The 23,462-nt window shown below is 41.9% G+C and carries 22 protein-coding genes; 17 read left to right on the top strand and 5 right to left on the bottom strand.

Annotation, left to right across the window (positions count from 1 at the left end; genetic code table 11):
- The first annotated feature begins 30 nt into the window (after positions 1–30).
- Positions 31–615, top strand: coding sequence for a flavin reductase family protein (locus JQM81_RS03105; protein ID WP_235232070.1), 585 nt, complete (start codon positions 31–33; stop codon positions 613–615).
- A 46-nt stretch (positions 616–661) separates the two neighbouring features.
- Here the strand turns inward: JQM81_RS03105 and JQM81_RS03110 are convergent, their stop codons facing one another.
- Entirely contained in the window at positions 662–2,044 is a 1,383-nt protein-coding gene (locus tag JQM81_RS03110; protein WP_235232071.1) for an MATE family efflux transporter, read from the bottom strand.
- Between the two features lie 165 nt (positions 2,045–2,209).
- Here JQM81_RS03110 and JQM81_RS03115 point away from each other — a divergent pair, with 165 nt between their 5' ends.
- The 4 genes from JQM81_RS03115 to JQM81_RS03130 are packed head-to-tail and all read left to right on the top strand — an operon-like array spanning position 2,210 to position 5,435.
- Positions 2,210–2,908 carry a polysaccharide deacetylase family protein gene (locus tag JQM81_RS03115; RefSeq protein WP_268826434.1) on the top strand — a complete coding sequence of 233 codons (699 nt, stop codon included), beginning with the start codon at positions 2,210–2,212 and terminating at the stop codon, positions 2,906–2,908.
- Between the two features lie 58 nt (positions 2,909–2,966).
- Positions 2,967–3,692, top strand: coding sequence for a tRNA threonylcarbamoyladenosine dehydratase (locus JQM81_RS03120; protein ID WP_235232073.1), 726 nt, complete (start codon positions 2,967–2,969; stop codon positions 3,690–3,692).
- On the top strand, positions 3,693–5,009 hold the full coding sequence (locus JQM81_RS03125; protein ID WP_235232074.1) for a replication-associated recombination protein A: 1,317 nt from the start codon (positions 3,693–3,695) through the stop codon (positions 5,007–5,009).
- 6 nt (positions 5,010–5,015) lie between these two features.
- Positions 5,016–5,435, top strand: a complete 420-nt coding sequence (locus JQM81_RS03130) for a metal-sensing transcriptional repressor (protein WP_331473037.1) — start codon at positions 5,016–5,018, stop codon at positions 5,433–5,435.
- A 139-nt stretch (positions 5,436–5,574) separates the two neighbouring features.
- Here JQM81_RS03130 and JQM81_RS03135 read toward each other — a convergent pair whose 3' ends face one another.
- On the bottom strand, positions 5,575–6,339 hold the full coding sequence (locus tag JQM81_RS03135) for an ATP-binding protein (protein WP_235232075.1): 765 nt from the start codon (positions 6,337–6,339) through the stop codon (positions 5,575–5,577).
- A gap of 84 nt (positions 6,340–6,423) precedes the next feature.
- On the opposite strand from JQM81_RS03135, the gene JQM81_RS03140 reads away from it, so the two are divergent.
- From JQM81_RS03140 to dnaJ, 7 genes are all read left to right on the top strand, one after another.
- A complete protein-coding gene (locus JQM81_RS03140) occupies positions 6,424–7,083 on the top strand; it encodes a Crp/Fnr family transcriptional regulator (RefSeq protein WP_235232076.1) in 660 nt (219 codons plus the stop codon).
- 106 nt (positions 7,084–7,189) lie between these two features.
- Positions 7,190–7,483, top strand: coding sequence for a hypothetical protein (locus tag JQM81_RS03145; protein WP_235232077.1), 294 nt, complete (start codon positions 7,190–7,192; stop codon positions 7,481–7,483).
- A gap of 72 nt (positions 7,484–7,555) precedes the next feature.
- Positions 7,556–7,837 carry a hypothetical protein gene (locus JQM81_RS03150; RefSeq protein ID WP_235232078.1) on the top strand — a complete coding sequence of 94 codons (282 nt, stop codon included), beginning with the start codon at positions 7,556–7,558 and terminating at the stop codon, positions 7,835–7,837.
- Between the two features lie 126 nt (positions 7,838–7,963).
- Complete coding sequence (gene hrcA / locus JQM81_RS03155) at positions 7,964–9,007, top strand: heat-inducible transcriptional repressor HrcA (RefSeq protein WP_235232079.1); 1,044 nt, start codon at positions 7,964–7,966, stop codon at positions 9,005–9,007.
- A 17-nt stretch (positions 9,008–9,024) separates the two neighbouring features.
- Positions 9,025–9,726 carry a nucleotide exchange factor GrpE gene (grpE, locus tag JQM81_RS03160; RefSeq protein ID WP_331473038.1) on the top strand — a complete coding sequence of 234 codons (702 nt, stop codon included), beginning with the start codon at positions 9,025–9,027 and terminating at the stop codon, positions 9,724–9,726.
- 46 nt (positions 9,727–9,772) lie between these two features.
- Positions 9,773–11,656, top strand: a complete 1,884-nt coding sequence (gene dnaK / locus JQM81_RS03165; protein ID WP_235232080.1) for a molecular chaperone DnaK — start codon at positions 9,773–9,775, stop codon at positions 11,654–11,656.
- Positions 11,657–11,793: 137 nt separating this feature from the next.
- Positions 11,794–12,981, top strand: coding sequence for a molecular chaperone DnaJ (gene dnaJ, locus JQM81_RS03170; RefSeq protein WP_235232081.1), 1,188 nt, complete (start codon positions 11,794–11,796; stop codon positions 12,979–12,981).
- Between the two features lie 21 nt (positions 12,982–13,002).
- On the opposite strand, the gene JQM81_RS03175 is transcribed toward dnaJ, so the two are convergent.
- Genes JQM81_RS03175 through JQM81_RS03185 form a run of 3 tightly spaced genes read right to left on the bottom strand, consistent with a single transcriptional unit; the run spans position 13,003 to position 16,226 of the window.
- A complete protein-coding gene (locus JQM81_RS03175; protein ID WP_235232082.1) occupies positions 13,003–14,157 on the bottom strand; it encodes an ABC transporter permease in 1,155 nt (384 codons plus the stop codon).
- A complete protein-coding gene (locus tag JQM81_RS03180; protein WP_235232083.1) occupies positions 14,144–15,286 on the bottom strand; it encodes an ABC transporter permease in 1,143 nt (380 codons plus the stop codon). The genes JQM81_RS03175 and JQM81_RS03180 overlap by 14 nt, the downstream gene beginning before the upstream one ends.
- A 10-nt stretch (positions 15,287–15,296) precedes the next feature.
- Positions 15,297–16,226: an ABC transporter ATP-binding protein gene (locus JQM81_RS03185; RefSeq protein ID WP_235232084.1), complete on the bottom strand. Its 930-nt coding sequence runs from the start codon at positions 16,224–16,226 to the stop codon at positions 15,297–15,299.
- A 124-nt stretch (positions 16,227–16,350) separates the two neighbouring features.
- Here JQM81_RS03185 and JQM81_RS03190 point away from each other — a divergent pair, with 124 nt between their 5' ends.
- From JQM81_RS03190 to JQM81_RS03210, 5 genes are all read left to right on the top strand, one after another.
- Complete coding sequence (locus JQM81_RS03190; protein WP_235232085.1) at positions 16,351–17,445, top strand: sensor histidine kinase; 1,095 nt, start codon at positions 16,351–16,353, stop codon at positions 17,443–17,445.
- On the top strand, positions 17,442–18,065 hold the full coding sequence (locus tag JQM81_RS03195) for a response regulator (protein ID WP_235232086.1): 624 nt from the start codon (positions 17,442–17,444) through the stop codon (positions 18,063–18,065). The genes JQM81_RS03190 and JQM81_RS03195 overlap by 4 nt, the downstream gene beginning before the upstream one ends.
- 16 nt (positions 18,066–18,081) lie before the next feature.
- On the top strand, positions 18,082–20,208 hold the full coding sequence (gene glgX, locus JQM81_RS03200; RefSeq protein ID WP_235232087.1) for a glycogen debranching protein GlgX: 2,127 nt from the start codon (positions 18,082–18,084) through the stop codon (positions 20,206–20,208).
- Positions 20,209–20,269: 61 nt separating this feature from the next.
- Positions 20,270–22,522: a pyruvate formate lyase family protein gene (locus JQM81_RS03205; RefSeq protein ID WP_235232088.1), complete on the top strand. Its 2,253-nt coding sequence runs from the start codon at positions 20,270–20,272 to the stop codon at positions 22,520–22,522.
- A gap of 188 nt (positions 22,523–22,710) precedes the next feature.
- Entirely contained in the window at positions 22,711–23,457 is a 747-nt protein-coding gene (locus JQM81_RS03210) for an ATP-binding cassette domain-containing protein (protein WP_235232089.1), read from the top strand.
- Positions 23,458–23,462: the final 5 nt, after the last annotated feature.

Raw genomic sequence — 23,462 nt, forward strand, 5'->3', positions numbered from 1 at the left:
CTCAAAACTAAAAACAGTGAGGGATGAGATATGGGAAGACAGATATGGAGACCTGGCAATATGTTATATCCCCTTCCGGCAGTCATGGTAAGTGCGGCAGACCGTGAAGGAAATTCTAATATCCTGACGGTTGCATGGACAGGAACCATCTGCTCAGATCCTGCGATGTTATATATATCCGTAAGGCCGGAACGCTATTCATACCACATGATCAAAGAAACCGGAGAGTTTGTAGTGAATCTGACTACGGAGAAACTGGCCTATGCTACAGACTGGTGTGGGGTGAGATCAGGAAGAGATGTGGACAAATGGAAAGAAATGAAGCTCACAAAAGGGAAGGCAGAAAAGCTGGAGTATGCTCCGATCATTCAGGAAAGCCCGGTCAATATTGAGTGTAAAGTAACGGAAGTAAAGGAACTGGGATCACATCATATGTTTCTGGCAGAAGTGAAGGCTGTCCAGGTGGATGAAAAATATATGAAGAAAAATGGAAAGTTTGAATTGAATTCTACAGGACTTCTGACATATTCACATGGAGAATACTTGAGTCTGGGAGCATCTTTGGGAACATTTGGATGGAGTGTCAGGAAAAAAGAAATGAAGAAAAAGAAATAAAATACAGGAACGGGACGATAGAGATACATATCGTCCCGTTTGGTGTCTATTCATCTAAAGGTTTGATTTTCTGAAGATAGATATGGCGAAGCAGGATTGTAGACAGAATGACGGAGACAATCTCTGCAATCGGAATCGCCCACCATATTGCAGAAAGCCCGAATAATCTTGCAAATGTATAAGCGACCGGAAGAATCACAAAAAGTTGTCTGGCCGCAGATACGATCAAACTATAGATTCCATTTCCCAGTGCCTGGAATACGGAACCTGCAATGATACAATATCCGGCAAACAGGAAGCTGAGGCTGATAATCCGAAGCGCCGGTACACCGATTGCCAGCATATTTTCTGAGGCATCAAACAGATTCCTAAGCAGAAAATCAGGAAGTGTCTGGAAGATTATGAGTCCAATCAGCATAATGGATATGGCAATCAGAACACTGAGTTGAATTGTCCGAATGATTCTTTTCTTATTTCTGGCACCATAATTATAGGCAATGATCGGAATCATGCCGTTATTCAGACCAAAGACAGGCATGAAAATAAAACTTTGTAATTTAAAATATACACCGAATACAGCAGCTGCTGTTGAAGAGAAGATCAAAAGGATTTTATTCATGCCAAAAGTCATGACAGAACCGATTGCCTGCATGATAATAGAAGGGATTCCGACTTCGTAGATGGTCTTAATGGTCTGTAGATGCGGACGAAATCCTTTCAGGCTTATATTAATTTCCTTATTTTTTCTGATATTAAAGTAAAAAGACATGAATACAGCTGTAATCTGTCCGATAATTGTAGCAATGGCAGCACCTGCAACTTCTAATCTTGGGAATCCAAACCAGCCGAAGATCAGAATTGGATCCAAAATGATATTGATAATAGCTCCAGTGCCCTGGGTCATCATATTGTAAATGGTCTTCCCGGTAGACTGCAATAGCCGCTCTGAAGTAATCTGAAGGAAAATGCCGGCGGAACATAACGTAATAATGGTCAGGTATTGTGTACCATAGGTAATGATCTTTGGGTTATCTGTCTGAATTGTGAAGAAAAAGTGTGAGCCAATTCCGCCAAGCATGGCAAAGATGATACAACTTACGATACCAAGGAAAAGTCCGTTTTTGGCGGCATTATTAGCCCCAGTATAATTCTTTTCGCCGAGATTTCTGGAAAGAAGGGCATTGATTCCCACACCAGTTCCAGATGCAACAGCAATCATCAGAGACTGGATTGGGAAAGCGAGAGATACAGCAGTCAGAGCCTCTTCATTTAACTGCGCTACGAACATACTGTCAATTACATTATAAAGTGCCTGCACCAGCATAGAGATCATCATGGGCAGCGACATGTTGATTAATAATTTTGGAACCGCCATGGTTCCCATCTTGTTCTCCTGTACGGGAGTATCTTTTGTCTTAGTGTCTGACATTATAGAACCTCCTTGTAGACCTGAAACGTAGTGCTTATAGCATAGCATTAACATATATAGAATGCAATGAATTACATACCAGTTTCTGCTGAAACATATAAATAAAGAAAGAATAGATAAACGGGGGAAGGTTTGGTGAAGAAAACCGGATGTAATAAGATAAAGATGTTGTGTGGATTGTTCTATACCTTGTGCCTGCTTCAGGTATTGGGAATATCTGTATATCAGAATCAGAAAGATGAAGAGGAAGAAGAAACGAATAAAGTGGATGATGCAATTGCCTTTGTTAGTTCCTCTATGGTAGAAGAGCCGCCGAAGATAGCGATTACATTTGACGATGGCCCAAGCAGTCAATGTACGGGAAGATTGCTAGACGGATTAAAGGAGAGAAATGTAAAGGCTACATTTTTCCTGATCGGAGAGAATGCCAAAGAGAATCCTGAACTGGTGAAACGACTGGATGAAGAGGGGCATCTGATTGGGAATCATACGTATCATCATGTAGAGATTACAAAGGTTTCTGATGAAGAAGCAAAAAAGGAAATTCTGGATACAAATAAAGTAATCACATCAATTACTGGAAAATCAGTGGAATATATGCGGCCGCCGTTTGGCCTGTGGCAACGTAATCTGGAGATGGAGATCGAGGTTCTTCCGGTCATGTGGACCATAGATCCTCTGGACTGGACGACGGAAAACGTAGATGAAATAGTAAATAAAGTAGTGACGGAAGCAGAAGAAAATGATATTATTTTGTTACATGATTGTTATGATTCCAGTGTGGATGCTGCACTTCGAATCATTGATATCCTGCAGAAAAAAGGATTTGAATTTGTAACAGTGGATCAATTAATTATGAATTAAAAGATCTGTCAGACCAAAGAATAAGAATATAAAAAACAGACGGAACAGGAAGAAGAATATGGCGGTTCATGAATTTTCCAGAACGGAATTATTAATAGGAGAAGAAGGATTACAGAGATTAAGACATGCAACGGTGATGATACTCGGCGTCGGCGGGGTCGGATCCCATTGTATCGAGGCGCTTGCAAGAAGCGGTGTGGGAAAGCTGATCCTGGTGGACAATGATACGGTGTCTCTGACCAATATTAACCGACAGTCCATTGCATATCACAGCACAGTCGGACGATATAAAACCCGTGTGATGAAAGAGAGGATTGCAGATATCTGTCCACAGACGGAAGTGATTACTTATGAAATGTTCGTATTGCCTGAGAATATGGAGCAGATCTTTGAACAGAGACCAGATTATATTATTGATGCGATTGATACGGTCACAGCTAAGATCGCTCTGGTTGAAAAAGCTCTGGAATTGGATATTCCGATTATCAGCAGTATGGGAACAGGAAATAAACTCCATGGGGAGCTGTTTGAGATTACGGATATCAGCAAGACCAGTGTCTGTCCATTATGCAAAGTAATGCGTAAAGAATTGCGTGCCAGAGGGATTTATCATCTGAAAGTCGTGTATTCCAGGGAGAAGCCGATAGATGTGTCACAAAGAACGACGGACGAAGAGAAAGGAAGCAGAAGGTCATTGCCGGGAAGTGTGTCATTTGTTCCTCCAATCGCAGGACTTCTGCTTGCCGGTGAAGTGATCCGAGAGCTGATGGAAGAGGTGGAATAGATGGATTTATTTGATTATGTCAGAGAAAAAAATATGGATAAGGAAGCACCGCTTGCTTCCAGAATGCGTCCCACAACTTTGGAAGAAGTAGTGGGACAACAGCATATTATCGGAAAAGGGAAGCTTTTATATCGTGCGATTAAGGCAGATAAGTTAAGTTCCATTATATTTTATGGTCCTCCGGGAACCGGCAAGACAACACTTGCAAAGGTGATTGCACATACGACCAGTGCAGAATTTACCCAGATCAATGCCACAGTAGCCGGAAAAAAAGATATGGAAGAAGTTGTACTTAAAGCAAAAGAGATGCTGGGCATGTATCAGAGAAAGACGATTCTGTTTGTAGATGAGATTCATCGTTTTAACAAAGGGCAGCAGGATTATCTACTTCCGTTTGTGGAAGACGGAACGATTATTCTCATTGGAGCAACGACAGAGAATCCATATTTTGAGGTAAATGGAGCGTTGATTTCCAGGTCAAGTATCTTTGAGTTATATCCGCTGGAGAAAGAAGATATTAAGACATTACTGCGCCGGGCAGTCTATGATGTAGAAAAAGGAATGGGAAGCTACGAGGCGGTAATTGAGGAGGATGCTTTGGAATTCCTGGCAGATGTCTCCGGGGGAGACGCAAGAAACGCACTGAATGCAGTGGAGTTGGGAATCTTGACGACGGAGAGAAATGGCGACGGAAAGATCCATCTTACACTGGATGTGGCTTCGGAATGTATCCAGAAGCGTGTGGTACGTTATGATAAGACGGGAGATAATCATTACGATACGATTTCCGCATTTATTAAAAGTATGCGGGGATCTGATCCGGATGCCGCGGTGTATTATCTGGCCAAAATGCTGTATGCAGGAGAAGATATTAAATTTATTGCAAGAAGGATTATGATCTGCGCTTCGGAAGATGTGGGAAATGCAGATCCTATGGCGCTCACTGTGGCAGTATCTGCAGCCCAGGCTGTGGAACGGGTTGGAATGCCGGAGGCCCAGATTATTCTGTCTCAGGCAGTGTTGTATGTGGCAACGGCACCGAAAAGTAATTCTGCCTGCAATGCCATCTTCAGTGCAATGGAGAATGTAAAATCCCACAAGACAACGGTTCCGCCGCATTTGCAGGATGCTCACTATAAAGGCTCTCAAAACCTTGGACATGGAATCGGATATAAATATGCACATGATTATCCGGATCATTATGTAAAGCAGCAATATCTTCCAGATGAGATTCAGGATGCAAAATTCTATGAGCCAAGCGATAATGGACATGAAAAAGAGATTAAAGACTGGATGAAGTACCTTCGAAAGGAATGAGAAATAATGATACAAGATGAATATACAGATTCCCAGAGTTTGATTTCCAGCAGGGAAGAGATAGACCATGCATATCTTCATGAGCATGGAATAGAACATTGCCATGAACATAGTCATAGCCATGAGCATATGCATGACCATATGCACGAACATGGTCATGTTCATAGCCCGGAAGAGAAAAAAGCAGTAATAAACCGTCTGTCAAAAGCCATTGGACATCTGGAAGCAGTCAAGCGCATGGTTGAAAAGGATGCAGACTGCAGTGATGTTCTGATCCAATTGGCAGCAGTACGTTCTGCCATCAATAATACCGGAAAAGTAGTACTGAAAAACCACTTGAACCACTGTATTGTAGAAGCGGTAGAAGAAAATGATATGGAAGCCATTGAACGCCTGAATCAGGCAATCGATAAATTTATGAAGTAGAGTCGTTTTGTAGTTGGCGAAAACGGTTGATGACGGTGCGGAGGAATCCTTCTTGGTTGGAAAAGTTTGGCGATTGGGAATGTCAGGCGCAGGGATAGAATCAATCTATCCCTGCGCCTGACATTCCCAATCACAAAACCTACTCAACCAGATTCCCATCAATCCCAATGGTCACGACTTGCCAGGGGATGAATTTTCCGCTTGATTTCAGTGCTTCGGTTGCTGCCCGTTCAATTCCGCCGCAGCAGGGGACTTCCATACGGACGATAGTAAGGCTTTTGATGGAATTGTTTTTTATGATCGCTGTTAATTTCTCTGTATAATCGCCTTCGTCTAATTTGGGACAGCCTATTAAGGTGATGCGGTTTTTGATGAAGCGATTATGAAAATCCCCATAGGCATATGCGGTACAGTCTGCTGCAATTAACAGGTCTGCATTTTCAAAATAAGGTGCATTGACCGGAACCAGTTTGATCTGGACAGGCCACTGACCAAGCTGGCTTGGCGAAGGAGTGCAGGCTGTATTATCAGAGGTGGATGCACTGGAATCGGATGCGGATGGTTCGCTCTGGCGGTTACGGATATTTTGTACCTTTTGACCGGGGCATCCTGCGAATTCTGTTGGCTTTTGCCCTTTTTGTTCCTTCATTTCTGCAATCATTTTCTTGATATTCAGATGCTTTTGTACTGCTTCTTCATCGTATGCTGCGGCCTCTCGTTCTTCCAAAGTGATTGCATTGGTCGGGCATACCGGAAGACAATTGCCGAGACCATCGCAATAGTCATCACGGATCAGCTTTGCTTTCCCGTCTATCATAGCAATGGCGCCCTCATGGCAGGCGGCAGCACAGGCTCCACATCCATTACATTTTTCTTCGTCTATATGAACCATTGTTCTTATCATATAAGTACCTCCTTGATTTGTTGTACCTAATTTACTACAATTATAAAATAAAATATGTTGTTTTTCCAACGATTGGAGGAGCTTATGAAAATAGATATTGATATTTTAAAAAAATCTCCGTTATTTATGGGAATTGAGAAGGAAGAGATAGAGAAGATAATGCCTGTTTTAGAAAGTAAGATGAAAGTATATCAGAAAAATGAGATGATACTGGGAGAGGAGGAGCCGGTAGAGAATCTTGGGGTAATTCTAGAGGGATGTGTACAGATAATATGTGAAGATGTATTTGGCAATCGTTCAATATTGGAACAACTTAGTCAAGGAGAACTATTTGGGGCAGCATTTTCTTGTGCAGGAATCAAAAAAAGTCCAGTCAGCGTTGTGACAGTGACGGATTGTACTGTTTTACAGGTTCCTGTGAAGAAAATATTTGAATTGTCTGCTGAGGGTTCTCTATTACAGCAGAAGTTCTTTATAAATATGGTACAAATATTTGCGAGAAAAAATGTGATGCTGGGAGAAAAGATCCGTCACATTTCAAAACGAACTACTAGAGATAAATTATTATCTTATCTGTCCGAACAATCAAAAAGAGCAGGAAGCAGGCATTTTACCATTCCATTTAATCGACAGGAACTGGCAGATTATCTTTGTGTGGAGCGGAGTGCGATGTCAACGGAACTGGGGAAACTAAAAAAAGAAGGTATTCTTGATATGTGCAGAAGTGAGTTTTGGCTAAAGTAGAAAAAACATTGAGTTTTTATTATTTAAAATGTATAATCAGTTATAGAACGAATTGGGGAATGCTTCACTGGAAGATTCCTAATTTACTTTTTTAGGAGGGAATATCATGAAAGTTTACGATTCAGTAAAAAAGGAAGAATTAGAAGTGGATGGAACAAAAGGATTGATCCAGATCATGAAGGATGGACGTCAGGTAGATTTATATCTGAAAGAAAAGAAATCTGACGCAGATGGTTATATGAGCTGGGATGTAGAACACTGGTCCAGTATCGATCCAAAGAGATTTATCCGTTGCTACTCATTAGAAGGAAGAGTATTGGGTGAATCTACCGGACATAATATCTATGACCTTGAAAATGAGTTTAAGCCAGAAGAAGCAGAAAAAATCGAGCTTAGTTAGGATTTTTGATAATACTTTTCTACTTTTCATCATGCGCAGAATCTCCCTGATGAGGAAGATTAGTGGTTTGGAATGTCAGGCGAGAAGATGGATGGAATGGCTGGCATTCGTTGGACAAGCACTAGAAGCCGTTATAGGAAAAGAAGCAGATATTTTGTGCGAAGATTTGGTTTCCAGCCAAATCTGAGAAGGCTGCTGAGCCTCGAAATCATCAAGATTTCGGGGCGAATCAGCCTGGTCGCCAAATATCTGCTTCTTTTCCTGTTATGGATTCTTAGCGAAGGACTCCGTAATGCCAGCCATTCCATCCATCTTCTCGCCGTCCACATTCCAATCATAACCATTCTCATCTAAATTCATTTTATAAAAAATATGTAAACTATGTTGACAAATGAAAACCATAGTGATACATTAATAGTCGAAGATGTTAGCACTCCTTAAATTCGAGTGCTAACAGGAAATCCGAAAGGAGGAGTACAGATGATAGCGGATCATGGACTTAGTGATCGTAAATTAAAAATTCTGCATGCAATCATTCAGAATTATCTTGAGACCGGCGAGCCTGTTGGTTCCAGAACGATTTCAAAATATACGGATTTGAATCTGAGTTCTGCAACGATTCGTAATGAGATGGCTGATCTGGAAGAACTTGGTTACATTATACAGCCACATACGTCTGCTGGACGAATTCCTTCGGATAAGGGCTATAGACTTTATGTTGATATGTTGATGGAAGAGAAGGAACAGGAACTGAATGAGATGCAGGAGCAGATGCTGGATAAGGCAGACAAGATGGAACAGCTTCTGAAGCAGGCAGCGAAAGTTCTTGCCAGTAATACGAATTACGCAACAATGGTCTCTACACCAATGAATAGCGCGAATAAAATTAAGTTCATTCAGTTGTCTATGGTAGATGAGGAACAGATTATTGCGGTGATCGTACTTGGCGGTAATGTGATTAAGAACAAGATTATTAATATAGATGAACCACTCAGTAATGAAAATTTATTGAAGTTGAATATGCTTCTTAACACAACGTTAAATGGTATGTCTATTGAAGAGATTAATCTTGGATTGATTGCAAGGCTGAAAGAGCAGGCTGGAATACACAGTGCAGTGATTGGAAATGTTCTGGATGCAGTAGCGGATGCCATTCAGATCGATGAAGATATGCAGATCTATACAAGTGGTGCTACGAACATATTTAAGTACCCGGAATTGAGTGATAATCAGAGTGCTCAGGAAATTATCAGTGCTTTTGAAGAAAAGCAGCAATTGACTGAACTAGTGACACAGACGCTGGCAAAAGAAGATAATACAGGGATTCAGGTATATATTGGTGATGAGACACCGGTACAGACTATGAAGGATTGTAGTGTTGTCACCGCAACTTATGAATTGGGAGATGGCATGAAGGGAACCATAGGTATTATCGGACCAAAAAGAATGGATTATGAACATGTATTGAAATCTATGAAACGGCTTCAGAATGAGCTGGATCGGATGTTTCATAAAAAAGAATAAGAAAGGTGGAATAACCCTTGGAAAATAATCAGGAGAAGAGCCAGGAAGAGATGGTAAAAGAAGCAGTTGAGGAGGCAAAGAAAGCTGCTGCAGAGCAGACAGAAGCCGACGAAAAAGCTGCAGAAGAAACTGGCGACGAAAGAGATAATGAAGTAGAATCAGAAGCGGACGCTGCTACAAAAGAAGATGCTGAATCAGATGAAATTGCTGACGAAGCAGAAGCCAAGAACAGTGATGAATCCAAATCTGAAAAAAAGATATTTGGCAAGAAGAATAAAAAAGATAAAAAGGACGAGAAGATCGAAGAACTGACAGACAGACTTACTCGTCAGATGGCTGAGTTTGATAACTTCCGCAAGCGTACAGAAAAGGAAAAATCCCAGATGTATGAAATAGGAGCGAAAGATATCATAGATAAGATTCTTCCGGTAGTTGATAATTTTGAGCGAGGGCTTAATGGTGTCAAGGAAGAAGAAAAAAACGATCCCTTTATCCAAGGAATGGAGATGGTGTATAAACAGTTGATGACTACACTGGAAGGAGTTGGGGTCAAACCTATCGAAGCGGTAGGACAGGAATTCAATCCTGATTTTCATAATGCAGTGATGCATGTGGAAGATGAAAACTTTGGTGAGAATATTGTAGCCGAAGAATTCCAAAAAGGTTATATGTACCGTGACTCAGTAGTGAGACACAGTATGGTAAAAGTAGCAAACTAATCGAACTACATCGAACTATTAAAAAATAAATTAGGAGGTCTTTATAATGGGCAAAATAATAGGTATTGACTTAGGAACAACAAACAGTTGTGTAGCTGTTATGGAAGGTGGCCAGCCAACGGTCATCGCAAATACAGAAGGTGCAAGAACAACACCATCTGTTGTAGCATTTTCAAAAACAGGAGAGCGTCTGGTAGGTGAACCTGCAAAACGTCAGGCAGTAACAAATGCTGAGAGAACAATCTCTTCTATTAAGAGAGAAATGGGCAGCGATTACAAGGTAACAATTGATGATAAGAAATATTCTCCTCAGGAGATTTCTGCTATGATTCTTCAGAAATTGAAAGCAGACGCAGAAGGATATCTTGGAGAAAAGGTAACAGAAGCTGTTATCACAGTACCTGCTTACTTTAATGATGCTCAGCGTCAGGCAACAAAAGATGCTGGTAAGATTGCAGGTCTTGATGTAAAACGTATCATCAACGAGCCTACAGCAGCAGCCCTGGCATACGGTCTTGACAACGAAAAAGAACAGAAGATCATGGTATATGATTTAGGTGGTGGTACATTTGATGTATCTATCATCGAGATTGGTGACGGTGTTATCGAAGTATTGTCTACAGCTGGTAATAACAGACTTGGCGGTGATGATTTCGACCAGAAGATCACAGATTATATGATTGATGAATTCAAGAAACAGGAAGGTGTAGATTTATCTACAGATAAGATGGCACTTCAGAGACTAAAAGAAGCTGCTGAGAAGGCTAAAAAAGAATTGTCTTCCGCAACAACAACGAATATTAACCTTCCATTCATCACAGCAACAGCAGAAGGTCCAAAGCACTTTGATATGAATCTGACAAGAGCAAAATTTGATGAATTGACACATGATCTCGTGCTGAAGACATCTGAGCCTGTACAGAGAGCACTTTCAGATGCAGGCATCACAGCATCTGAATTAGGTCAGGTTCTGTTGGTTGGTGGTTCTACACGTATCCCGGCTGTACAGGAAGAAGTAAAACGTCTGACTGGCAAAGAGCCAAGCAAATCTCTGAATCCGGATGAATGTGTAGCACTTGGTGCTTCTGTTCAGGGTGGTAAACTTGCCGGAGATGCAGGTGCCGGAGACATTCTTCTTCTTGATGTAACTCCATTGTCACTGTCTATTGAGACTATGGGTGGTGTTGCTACAAGACTGATCGAGAGAAATACGACAATTCCTACTAAGAAGAGTCAGATATTCTCTACTGCAGCGGACAATCAGACAGCTGTTGATATCAATGTTGTACAAGGGGAAAGACAGTTCGCAAGAGATAACAAGTCCCTCGGACAGTTCAGACTGGATGGAATTGCACCAGCTCCACGTGGAGTACCGCAGATTGAAGTTACATTTGATATCGATGCTAATGGTATCGTAAATGTATCAGCAAAAGATCTTGGAACAGGAAAAGAACAGCATATTACCATTACTGCTGGTTCTAATATGTCCGATGAAGATATCGAAAAAGCTGTAAAAGAAGCAGCGGCATTCGAAGCACAGGATAAGAAGCGTAAAGAAGGAATCGATGCTAAGAACGATGCAGATGCATTACTTTTCCAGACTGAGAAAGCACTTGGCGAAGTCGGGGATAAGATTGATGCAGCAGATAAAGCAGCGGTAGAAGCTGACTGCAAGGCATTGAAAGAAGTTCTTGATAAAGTAAATATGGATGATATCTCAGATGCGCAGGTTGCAGAGATGAAAGCAGCAAAAGAAAAACTGATGGAAAGTGCACAGAAAGTATTTACAAAGATGTATGAGCAGGCTGGAGCTGCAGCAGGTGCAGGCCCGAATCCGGGAGCAGGCGCAGGTCCAAACCCAGGAGCAGGTCCGGCACCGGATGGTTTCCAGGGAGATGACGTTGTAGACGGAGATTATAAAGAAGTCTAATACACTTGGCAAGATTCTTGCAAGCCTGGTGTGAAGGCTGTTCCGCGGAACTCAGCAATACCAGACAGAGCTGAGCTTCGCGGAACTTCCTTATGTCTTGAAATAAATCTTAAGATTAGAGAAGAAAGGGATAGACGATGGCAGAATCAAAGAGAGATTACTATGAAGTGCTTGGCGTCAGCAGAGATGCGGACGAAGCGACTTTAAAAAAAGCATACAGACAGGTTGCCAAGAAATATCATCCTGATATGAATCCCGGTGATGCAGAGGCTGAAAAGAAGTTTAAAGAAGCTTCGGAAGCTTATGCAATTCTGAGTGATCCGGAAAAGCGTCGTCAGTATGACCAGTTCGGCCATGCGGCTTTTGAAGGCGGTGCCGGCGGAGCTGGTGGTTTTGGTGGATTTGATTTTAATGGAGCAGATTTCAGCGATATTTTCGGTGATATATTTGGCGATTTATTCGGGGGCGGCGGACGCAGAGGCCGTGCCAGCCAGGGCCCAATGAAGGGTATGAATATCCGTAAGAGCGTAAGGATTACGTTTGAAGAGGCAGTGTTCGGATGTGAGAAAGAATTAGAAGTTGTATTGAAAGATCCATGTCCAAAATGTGGCGGTACCGGTGCAAAAGCGGGCACTTCGCCAGAGACTTGTCCAAAATGTGGCGGAAAGGGTCAGGTTGTATATACGCAGCAATCCTTCTTTGGAACTGTTCAGAATGTGCAGACTTGTCCGGATTGTGGTGGAACAGGAAAAATCATTCGTGAAAAATGTCCGGATTGTGGTGGAACAGGATATATTTCCAGCAAGAAAAAGATATCTGTTACTATTCCGGCAGGTATTGATAATGGTCAGAGTGTTCGCATTCGTGATAAGGGTGAGCCTGGAACAAATGGCGGACCAAGAGGAGATCTGTTGGTAGAAGTGGTTGTATCCAGACATCCAATCTTCCAACGCCAGGATATGCATATCTTTTCAACTGTTCCAATTTCATTTGCACAGGCAGCGCTTGGAGCAGATATCCGAATTAAGACAGTGGATGGAGAAGTCATCTATAACGTGAAGCCAGGAACTAAAACGGATACCAAAGTACGCCTGAGAGGAAAGGGTGTTCCATCCGTACGGAATTCACAGGTTCGTGGAGATCATTATGTAACGCTGGTCATCCAGACACCAGAACACTTAAGTGCTGAAGCCAAAGAAGCACTCCGCAAGTTCGATGAGCTGTCAGGAAATTCACTTCATGTAGCAGAGGATCATTCGGAACATAAAGGAACCAAAAAGAAAAAAGGATTTATGGATAAAGTTAAGGAAGCCTTTGATGAATAAGTCATCAAGGGCTTCCTTTTTCTATATTTGCCGTCTGTGGCGTCCAATTACCAGTGCGGCAACGAGGAAGGCTGCCGCAAAGAGAAGCTGGATACCATAACCGGTCAGAAGTGAATGGAACTGACTTTGACTCAGATGCCCATTGGAAGCGAGGAGACTATTGTTGATTTCATACCAGTATGCTGGAAGGAAATGTGCCACTGTTTTAATCCCTTTGCTTAAGATGTCCATACTTACGAAGACACCGCAGAGAAAGGACATGCCCAATGTCAATACATTGACAACGGCGCTTACGGTCTCTTCCCGGTGTACCAGTGTTCCTACAAGAAACGCCATTGTCAATGAGACAAGAGTCATGATCAGGCTGTTGATCAGGTAGTAGGGCAGGTGTGCGTCCTGAAGAAATGCATCACGATATACCAGAACCGGAAGAAATGCACAGATAGCCCACACAGCGAGGCCGATCACCATAAACCCAAGAACCAGCTGAAGATTCTGACTGTTGCTGGAGACAGCAGAACAGAGCATTCGTCTTCGGATATCGGGTTTATTGAAAGCAATCATGATAAAGCTTAATGCATAGCAGAGGATGCTCATCAATATATATGGCATATACTGGAACATAAATGCATGACCAGGCATCTGTCCACCAAGTCCGTTCTTATCTATCATAGAGACGTCTGATTCGATAGAAGCATTGTCCTGGACTTCGCTGATTGCCTCTGTTAATGAAAATCCACTGAATGTCAGAATGCGCACATCATTTAAAAATGTATTGATCTGTTGGTCTACATAATATCCGCTGTTACTTCCGGGAACCTTTGTGACAGAAAGTTTTTCGTCACCGTTTAGACAGAGTTCTTCAAAATTATCCGGAATGGTAACCACATAATAGACTTCCCGGTAGAATAGTCTTTCCTGTAGGATACCCTTATCATCCGGTAATTCCTTAATATTATGATAATGAGACAGGTACTCGGTAAGTCCTTGGGCAAGTGCTTTGCCGTCATGGTCAATGACAGCTATGTCCAGTCTTTCTGCTTCAAAAGTAGTCTGAGTGTCTCCACCGGTTATTTCCTGAATGGTCAGGCAGATGGTCAGAAAGATGGCAAGATACATAACGAGCATGCCGATATTTTGTTTTGCAACGGTTAGAAATCCTTTAAATACTGTCATAACGTTCCCTCCTGACACTGAAAAATGCAACCGCCAAAAGCAGAATACTCATAACGGCAAGTATGAGAATACAGCGAGTAAAACGCTGCATATCGTTGTAGATTCCCATGCAATAGAAGGCATCACTCAATACAGCGGCCGGATTGATGCGGTTTATGATTGGACAGTGAAGTTCGATGATATTCTTCATATTTCCAAACATCAGACCTGCCAGGAATCCCGGGAATAAAGTAATGGCGACTGTGAGCCCGTATTTCAGGTCTATGGATAGCCGGCTGACACATCCCAGTGTAATTCCAATACATACACCAATGATACTTCCCATCAGGTTCACCAAAAGAAGTGCTGGCAGATTATCCCCCAGGCTGATTCCCAGAACTTTTATGATATAGAGATTCAGAATCAGCATATTGATAAAGTGGATGGCAACCAGTACAAACATATCAATGCATATTAATGTCAGGCGATGGGTGGGTGTGATGCTCCGGCGCATACCGAGCGGACTTAAGTTTGCCTGGGAGTCAAAGCTTGACCGGATTCCCAGAAATGCGCCTGACAGGCATGCATAGGCGATTAAAGCAAAGAAATACTGGACAGATGGGTTCATAGATTTACCGCCTAATGAGGTCTCCTTTGTCATCTCTTTGTAGTCACTCATTACTTCTAGTGCGTGTTCTAGATGTTCTGGATGTGAGGAGGTGATTTTCTGAAGCATGGCAGCGCTCTGGTTATAATTATCCAGAAGTGCAGTCAGGATACTTTCATTGATTCCGCTCTTGCTGACCGTCAGTGCAGGTGTTTCGCGTACGTAGAAGATCCCTGTGATATCCCCTTCATTCAATGCATGGAGAGCAGCTGATTCTGATGAAATGTCCTGGATATTCAGTGTTTCCGGATCCAGTTGCTCTAAAAAGGAAAGGAACACAGAAGCATTCTCGGATGAGGAATCTTCTTCAATCACTGCGACTTTCACAGGTTCCCACTCGGCTTCTCCTGTAGATGCAAGACCGGAAGATGCAAAAGCAAAATAGAAAAAGGTTCCAAGAATAATCGGGAAAGCCAGTGCCCAGAACATAGAACTTATATCTCTTAGATTCTGTTTGAATCGATATTTGATCAAATGCAGCATAAAGTACCTCCTAATCTCTGAGTTCTTTGCCGGTGATTTCCAGGAAGACGTCATTCAGCGTCGGTAGTTCGGAAAAAACACGCCCAAAAGAAATGTCTCGTTCTTGCAGGTAATTTAATATACGTACAAGATTGTGCTTGGCGCCGCTTAAACGGATTTTCAGTACCTGGTTATCATAAATCACATCAAATACATGTGGAAGTGTACGGATATCCGTCAGAAGTTCTTCGTCCAATGCAATCGCTTCTATGGTAATCGTCTCTCCTGTCTTAATCATTTTCTTTAATTCTTCGGTTGTTCCGGTTGCCAGAACCCGTCCGTGGTCGATAATTGCTATCCGTGAGCAGATTTGTTCCACTTCTTCCATGTAATGAGAAGTATAAATGATGGTGGAGCCCTGACGATTCAGAGAGAGGATTCCTTCCAGAATCTTGTTACGGCTCTGTGGATCTACGGCGACAGTTGGCTCATCCATGATGATAAGCCGAGGTTTGTGGACGATTCCGCAGGCGATATTCAGCCTTCTTAAAAGACCGCCGGATAGTTTTTTGGGGCGCATTTTCTGGAAATCTTCCAGTCCTGCGAATTCGATGGCTTCTTCTACCAGTTCTTTCCTTTTGGATTTATCTTTGACATAAAGCCCGCAAAAATAATCGATATTTTCACGGACAGTCATCTGGTCAAAGACTGCTACATTTTGCATGACGACACCGATATTTTTCTTGATGTCATAGCTGTTCGGCTGCATCTCTTTTCCGAAAATCGTGATAGTTCCCTTGTCGTATTTCAGTAGGGCAAGCATGCAGTTGATTGCGGTTGTCTTACCGGAGCCATTCGGTCCTAACAGTCCGAAGATCTCGCCCTCTTCAATGTCCAGATTTAAGTGATCTAATGCTACCAGATTCCCGTAACGTTTTACAAGATTTTCAATATGAATCATGGCAATGCCTCCATTTCTCAATGTTTTTCGGATACTTGTAGTATAAGAAAAACTTGTTTATAATGATAGTGTCAAGTGTCAGAAATGACATGTGACAAATGTCATATTATGAATGGAGAAAAGGATGAGACGAATTGTTGATCAGACCTTGTTAATCATATATTGCTTTGTGATACTTCTTCTGGTTCCGGTCAATACGGCATATATCAGCGCGTTTCTTATATCAGTTATCTTCGCCTGTGCCAATGAGTATCTATTTTCAAAGAAATGGAACGGAGTTTTGACGATATTGTATATAGCTGCTTCCTTTTTCTGGCCAGAGTTTCTGTTTTTTACTCCAGTCATCTTGTATGGGGTGTTGAGGGTATCCAATTATTTTCTTGGCATAATATTGATGCTATTATCTATGTATACATATTTCCCTGGGCAGATCAAGATTCTGTGTGTGCTGGGGATTGGCTATGGGATGGCAGGGATATTGCAGGAATATGCGAAAAGACATGAGGCGTTGGAAGAGAAGCTAAAGATGACGCAGGATAGCAGTACTGAGTTGAACATTCTCTTGAAAGAGAAGAACCAGAGTCTTCTGAAGCGACAGGATTATGAGATCTATACGGCTACGTTGCGAGAACGCAATCGGATTGCAAGAGAGATTCACGACCATGTTGGACATATGTTGTCCCGGGCAATTTTGATGGTAGGGGCAATGAAAGCAATTTCAAAAGAAGAGAATATGAAAGAACCGTTAGACCATCTGGAAGACACGTTAAATGTTGCTATGACAAATGTACGTGAAAGTGTCCATGATCTTCATGATGACGCAGTGAATCTAAAAGAAGTATTAGATAATCTGATTAAAGAATATACATTTTGTCCAGTGCAATTGATCTATGATATGGGATATTATGTACCAAGAGAAGTAAAATACAGCTTTATTGCGATTGTGAAGGAAGCATTGAACAATGTAATGAAACACAGCGATGCTACAAAAGTTCAGATCGTAGTACGGGAACACCCTGGGTTATATCAGTTGATTGTGGAAGATAACGGAACTGATTGTTTGAAAAAGGAAGTTGTGGAAAGATCGGAGATTCACAGGGGAATCGGACTTCGTAATATGGAAGAACGAACGAAAGCATTACAGGGAACGATGCAGATATCGGTGAAGCAGGGATTTCGCATATATATTACCATTCCCAAGAAGGAGGAGACGGCGTGAAGATCATAATTGTAGATGATGATGTGTTGGTGGCAGGAGCATTGAAAACTATCTTAGAGATGGATAGCGAGATACAGGTGTGCAGCACTGGACAGGATGGAAAGGATGCAATAGTGTTATATCGGACATTCCGGCCAGATGTACTTTTGATGGATATCCGTATGCAGAATGTAAGCGGACTGGAGGCATCCAGACAGATATTAGAAGAAGATCCTCAGGCAAGGATTCTTCTGCTCACTACATTTTCTGATGATGAATATATTGTGAAAGCCTTGACTTATGGAGTGAAGGGGTATCTTTTGAAGCAGGATTATCAGAATATTCTGCCGGCTATCAAAGCGGTGTATGCCGGGCAGACTGTATTTGGAACAGAGATTGTCTCCAGAATTCCAGAGCTTCTGCAAGAGAAAAAGACCTATGACTGGAAAGCGCATGATATCAGTGAAAAAGAACTTCAGGTCATTGCATTGGTGGCAGAAGGACTGAGCAATCGGGAAATCGCAGGGGAACTGTTCTTAAGTGAAGGAACTGTGCGAAATTATATCAGTAGCATTCTGGATAAAATGGAGTTAAGAGACCGGACACAGCTTGCGGTCTATTATCTGAATACGCAAAGATAAAAGAAAGGAACAAGATATGGAACAAGAAAAATATCTCTCCGGTGAATTAACAGCGATACTTCCTGTCAATGGACAGATCTTGAATATGGAACCACTGGAGCAGGTCAATGGATATCAGATATGTCCGGGATTTTATATGTTTGACGGCGCAACACCGATTCCTGAGGGTGTGAATTTTACGATACATTCCCAGGGAGCGACGGCCTGTGAGTTATTGTTATATCACCGGAAAGCAGAGGAACCCTATGCTGTCATACCATTTCCAGAGAATTATCGGATCGGCAATGTATATTCCATGATCGTCTTTGGATTAAATGTGGAAGAATTCGAGTATGCGTATCGTCTGGATGGTCCTTACGATCCGAAGAAAGGATTGCTCTTTGACAAGGAACATGTTCTTCTGGACCCTTATGCCAAAGCTGTTACCGGGCAGAGTACCTGGGGAAAGCGGGTCAGTCCGGCCGGATACCGCGCCAGAGTAGTGCGTAATAATTTCTACTGGGGAGCTGAGGTATGCCCCAAGATACCAATGGAAGAACTGGTTATCTATGAGCTGCATGTGCGTGGTTTTACGAAGATGGCAAAGGATGTGAATGCCCCGGGAACCTTTGCCGGAATTCAGGAGAAGATTCCTTATCTGAAGGATCTGGGCGTTAATGCCATTGAACTGATGCCGATTTTTGAATTTGATGAATTGAGTGAATGTCGCACAGTGGACGGCAAAGAACTGTTAAATTACTGGGGATATAATACGGTCAGCTTTTTTGCGCCCAATACCAGTTATGCTTCTGCTGTGGAATACAACCGGGAAGGTACAGAGTTAAAACAATTAGTAAAGACCTTGCATGAGAATGGGATAGAGGTCATTCTGGATGTAGTGTTCAATCATACGGCAGAAGGAGATAAGGATGGGCAGTTTATTTCGTTTAAAGGCTTTGACAATAATATCTATTATCTTCTGACTCCAGAGGGGGAATATTATAATTTCAGCGGTTGTGGAAATACCATGAACTGTAATCATCCCATTGTGCAGAATCTGATCATTGACTGCCTTCGTTATTGGGTGACAGATTATCGGATTGACGGGTTCCGGTTTGACCTGGCTTCTATTCTTGGAAGAAATGAGGATGGTTCTCCGATGGAAGTACCGCCGCTTTTAAGAGCTCTTGCACAGGATCCATTGTTAGGAGATACGAAACTGATCGCAGAAGCCTGGGATGCAGGTGGATTGTATCAGGTAGGGAATTTTCCTGCATTTAACCGCTGGTCAGAATGGAATGGAAGATATCGGGACGATATGCGGGAATTCTTAAAAGGCGGTCTGTGGAATGCCCAAGGAGCAGCGGAACGATTGATTGGTTCCCCGGATCTTTATGATCCGGCTGTTCGCGGAAAGAACGCTTCTGTTAACTTTATGACCTGTCATGATGGATTCACTTTGTATGATCTCTATTCTTATAATGTGAAGCATAATGAAGCCAATGGCTGGAATAATACGGATGGAAGTAACGATAATCGCAGCTGGAACTGTGGTGTGGAAGGTCCGACTGATGATTCAGAAGTCTTGCAACTTCGAAAGCGCATGATCTGGAATGCGTGTGCTACATTGATGGTCAGCAGAGGCGTTCCCATGTTTCTTGCTGGGGATGAATTTGGAAACACACAGTTTGGCAATAACAATGCTTATTGTCAGGACAATGAAGTTTCTTGGCTGGATTGGGAATTGAAAGAAAAGAATCAGGATATCTGGAAGTTCTTTCAATACATGATTCATTTTCGTAAGAACCACCCAAGTATACTGGGAATATGTAAACCTGCCAGATGCGGCTTGTCGGAAGTCAGTCTTCACGGAGAACATCCATGGGAAGATCACTATAATGACCAGACGAAAGTGATTGCTGCAATGTATGCTGGATATGATTCGGAAAAAGGGCAGGATGATATCGTATATGTTATCATCAACGCATTTTGGGAACCGGTGGAGGTTACGCTTCCAACACTGCCGGCAGGAATGGAGTGGAAGATGGCAGTAGATACCGGGAATGAGAAGAAGGGATTTTATGAAGAGCCGGTTGTGATTGGACAATCAGAGATAGTGATGAGAGAAAGATCTGTGATGACCCTGTTTGCATCAGAAGTGTAGAGCGGGTAAAATGTGAGGTAATAATAGAACAGATTTTTCAGTTATGATAGGAGATGGAAACGTGACAGACCGAATTCAATTATTAAGAGATGATCGTGAGAAAAATGTTAGTAAAGAAGAAATCCCAGTCAGAGATAGAGCATATCGACAGGCAATGACGGATCACCCGGGGGAGTCTGTCAAGGTACAGTATGCGTATGGATTTGCACAGACGTTGAAAGATAAGTCTATTTTAATTCAGAAAGAGGATGTACTGGCTGGTTTTTTGTACCAGTATACATATAATGTGAATTTTCCAATGAAAGTCAGTGAGAAGTTTGACCCAGCGGGTCGGGCTTCTTTTCATATGGATACTCGAAGAGAAGTTAAAGAATATAAGGAATTATTTGATGTAGATTCAGGTTCGCCGGAAGAAAAAGAATTTATGGAATTTGCAGATGGTTCTGAAGCTTGGCTGTTCAAACACTGGCATTCCGGACACATACTTGCAGGATATCCGATACTTCTGAAGAAAGGTTTTGCAGGTCTGTTGAATGAAGTCGAATCAGAAGAAAAAAAAGATGTGCCAAAGGAAGAAACGGATACGCTAATGGCTTTTCGGATTGTGCTGGAGGCATGCATAGATTATATTGGACGTTATGAAGAGCTTGCCGGAGAAATGGCAGAAACTGCGGTTACAAAAGAAGAGGCTGTGAGGCTGTCAGAGATGAAGAGTAATCTGGCAAGAATCAAGCAAAAACCTCCTGAAACATTTGCACAGGCAATACAGCTTGTGTGGCTTGCGCATGAGATGATGTATTGTGAAAATGTACCTTCCGCAATCTCTTTTGGACGGCTGGATTATTATTTATATCCATATTATCGAAGGGACATAGAAAGTGGAAGATTGAGCAATGAACAGGCAGAAGAATATATAGAAGCTTTTTTTATAAAGTGCAGTTCTCAGAGAAAAGCATATCAGAATCTGACCATCGGTGGATGTGATTCGGAAGGGAAATGTTCAGTAAATCCCTTGACATATCTTTGCCTGAAGGCGTCCAAAGAACTAAAGTTTGATCAGCCTTCATTGACATACCGATGGACGGATGATATGCCGGAAGAAGCCTGGGAAGCTGTACTTTCACTGATTCGGGAAGGCATGGGGTTTCCTGCGTTGATGTATGACGGGTGTTACAGAAAAGCTATGGAAGATCGAGGGGTTTTATCGGAAGAATCTTATAATTACAGTATCCTTGGCTGTGTGGAACCTGCAATGCAGGGAGAAGAATACGCATTAACAGAGATGATGCGCCTGAATCTTCCGAAAGTGATGAATCTGATGCTTCATGAAGGAAAAGATGTAATGACAGGGAAGGTTTTTACGCTAAAAAACCGAAAAAAACTGGATGAGATAGAAAGTTATGAAGATTTTTGGAGGTGGTATCAGGAAGAAATTAAGCATTTTGTAGATATGGGAATTCGTAGTATCCGACGGTGTGAAGAATTATATGAAAAAAAGTATCCCCTCCCTTATTTGTCTGTTTTGACAGAGGATTGTATCCACAGAAGAAAAGATGTATCAGAAGGTGGTGCCAGATATAACAGCGTCGGTGTGAATTTTTGTGGAATCGCTACAGCTGTGGATTCACTTATGGCCATAAAAAGACTGGTGTATGAAGAAAAGAGACTTACATTAAAAGAATTTGCCAAGATTCTGGAAAATGATTATGAAGGAGCAGAAGAAATCAGACAGAGAGCATTAAATCATTGCCCGAAATATGGAAATGATCTGAAAGAACCAGATATGGCAGCTGCGGATATAATTGTAGGTATAAAGAATCATATTGCAGAGTATACAACTTATCATGGTGGGAGGTATTGTCTCGGCTTATACTCTGTAGAAGATCATGCCATTATGGGAATGAATACCGGAGCGACAGCAGATGGACGTAAGAGCGGCGTATCACTTTCTAATTCTATGGGAGCTGTCCAGGGAATGGACAAGGAGGGCCCTACTGCACTGATGAAGTCTGTAACTTATACTGATATGAGAGATTCATCCAATGGAATGGTGCTGGATATCAAATTTATTCCTTCATTTCTGGAACAGCAGACGGGAAGAGATGCTGTCAGAAAGCTGATCAGTACCTATTTTCATCATGGAGGAATGGAAGTACAGATCAGTGTGGTTTCCAGGAAAACTCTTCTGGATGCACAAATGGATCCAGACAAATATAAAAATTTAGTTGTAAGGGTATCGGGATTTAGTGCATATTTTGTTACGCTTCGTAAAGAAACACAGGATGAAATAATACAACGTACGGAATGTGGATAATCAGATATTTATAGATAATGCCTATTAATATATACATATAATCAATTTTACTTGCATAATTGATAGTGCTAAAATATATCACATATAGGAGCTGTCTTGCGACGGTGTACATCGGCCACATGATTTTGCTGATGGCACCGTTTTTTGCTACTGGAATTTTAATTAAAACAGATGAATGGGGAAAGAATATGGACAACAAAAAAAGACCATTTCTAGAGACAAAAGAGATATATAAGAGTTTCGGACATGTTCAGGCCCTTCGAGGTGTTTCTATGAATGCTTATGAAGGGGAGGTTCTGGCTATTGTCGGTGATAATGGCGCTGGAAAGTCCACGTTGATCAAAATATTATCTGGTGTTTTGCATCCGGACAGTGGATTGGTTCGAATAGACGGTAAAGAGTATCAAGATCTTACACCCAGAAAAGCAATCGAGGCGGGAGTATCGACGGTCTATCAAGACCTGGCACTTGGAAATACTATGGATGTGGCATCTAATCTGTTCTTGGGAAGTGAATTGACAAAATATGGGTTTCTCAAAAAGAAGAAAATGAATGAAGAAGCCAAGAAGTTATTAAATAGTCTGGATATACAGATTCCAGATGTAACAGTTCCGGTTGGGAACCTAAGTGGCGGACAGAGACAAGGAGTAGCGGTTGCAAGGCTGGTACATAACGGGGGTAAATTGTTGATATTTGATGAACCTACGGCTGCGATGGGATTAAATGAATCCAATGCTGTTCTAAAGTTAATCAAAAAGCTTGCAGGAGAAGGATTTACCGTAATTATTATCAGTCATAATCTGCCTCAGGTATTCTATATATCGGACAGAATCTGCGTGATGCGTCAAGGAAAGGTAATTAAAGAATTGAAGACGCAGGATACGACAATGGATGAGGTTGTTTCTATGATTACAGGGGCAATTACAACAGATTAGTGAGG

Source organism: Faecalicatena contorta (assembly GCF_021531895.1).
Classification (GTDB): Bacteria; Bacillota; Clostridia; order Lachnospirales; family Lachnospiraceae; genus JAFBIX01.

Excerpts from the sequence above, each read along its gene's own strand:
- JQM81_RS03135 (WP_235232075.1), bottom strand. The coding sequence starts at position 6,339 with ATGATAAGAACAATGGTTCATATAGACGAAGAAAAATGTAATGGATGT.
- JQM81_RS03145 (WP_235232077.1), top strand. The coding sequence starts at position 7,190 with ATGAAAGTTTACGATTCAGTAAAAAAGGAAGAATTAGAAGTGGATGGA.
- dnaK (WP_235232080.1), top strand. The coding sequence starts at position 9,773 with ATGGGCAAAATAATAGGTATTGACTTAGGAACAACAAACAGTTGTGTA.
- JQM81_RS03180 (WP_235232083.1), bottom strand. The coding sequence starts at position 15,286 with ATGCTGCATTTGATCAAATATCGATTCAAACAGAATCTAAGAGATATA.
- JQM81_RS03150 (WP_235232078.1), top strand. The coding sequence starts at position 7,556 with ATGTCAGGCGAGAAGATGGATGGAATGGCTGGCATTCGTTGGACAAGC.
- JQM81_RS03185 (WP_235232084.1), bottom strand. The coding sequence starts at position 16,226 with ATGATTCATATTGAAAATCTTGTAAAACGTTACGGGAATCTGGTAGCA.
- JQM81_RS03125 (WP_235232074.1), top strand. The coding sequence starts at position 3,693 with ATGGATTTATTTGATTATGTCAGAGAAAAAAATATGGATAAGGAAGCA.
- JQM81_RS03140 (WP_235232076.1), top strand. The coding sequence starts at position 6,424 with ATGAAAATAGATATTGATATTTTAAAAAAATCTCCGTTATTTATGGGA.
- JQM81_RS03190 (WP_235232085.1), top strand. The coding sequence starts at position 16,351 with ATGAGACGAATTGTTGATCAGACCTTGTTAATCATATATTGCTTTGTG.
- hrcA (WP_235232079.1), top strand. The coding sequence starts at position 7,964 with ATGATAGCGGATCATGGACTTAGTGATCGTAAATTAAAAATTCTGCAT.
- JQM81_RS03105 (WP_235232070.1), top strand. The coding sequence starts at position 31 with ATGGGAAGACAGATATGGAGACCTGGCAATATGTTATATCCCCTTCCG.
- JQM81_RS03115 (WP_268826434.1), top strand. The coding sequence starts at position 2,210 with ATGTTGTGTGGATTGTTCTATACCTTGTGCCTGCTTCAGGTATTGGGA.
- glgX (WP_235232087.1), top strand. The coding sequence starts at position 18,082 with ATGGAACAAGAAAAATATCTCTCCGGTGAATTAACAGCGATACTTCCT.
- JQM81_RS03210 (WP_235232089.1), top strand. The coding sequence starts at position 22,711 with ATGGACAACAAAAAAAGACCATTTCTAGAGACAAAAGAGATATATAAG.
- JQM81_RS03120 (WP_235232073.1), top strand. The coding sequence starts at position 2,967 with ATGGCGGTTCATGAATTTTCCAGAACGGAATTATTAATAGGAGAAGAA.
- dnaJ (WP_235232081.1), top strand. The coding sequence starts at position 11,794 with ATGGCAGAATCAAAGAGAGATTACTATGAAGTGCTTGGCGTCAGCAGA.
- JQM81_RS03175 (WP_235232082.1), bottom strand. The coding sequence starts at position 14,157 with ATGACAGTATTTAAAGGATTTCTAACCGTTGCAAAACAAAATATCGGC.
- JQM81_RS03110 (WP_235232071.1), bottom strand. The coding sequence starts at position 2,044 with ATGTCAGACACTAAGACAAAAGATACTCCCGTACAGGAGAACAAGATG.
- JQM81_RS03130 (WP_331473037.1), top strand. The coding sequence starts at position 5,016 with ATGATACAAGATGAATATACAGATTCCCAGAGTTTGATTTCCAGCAGG.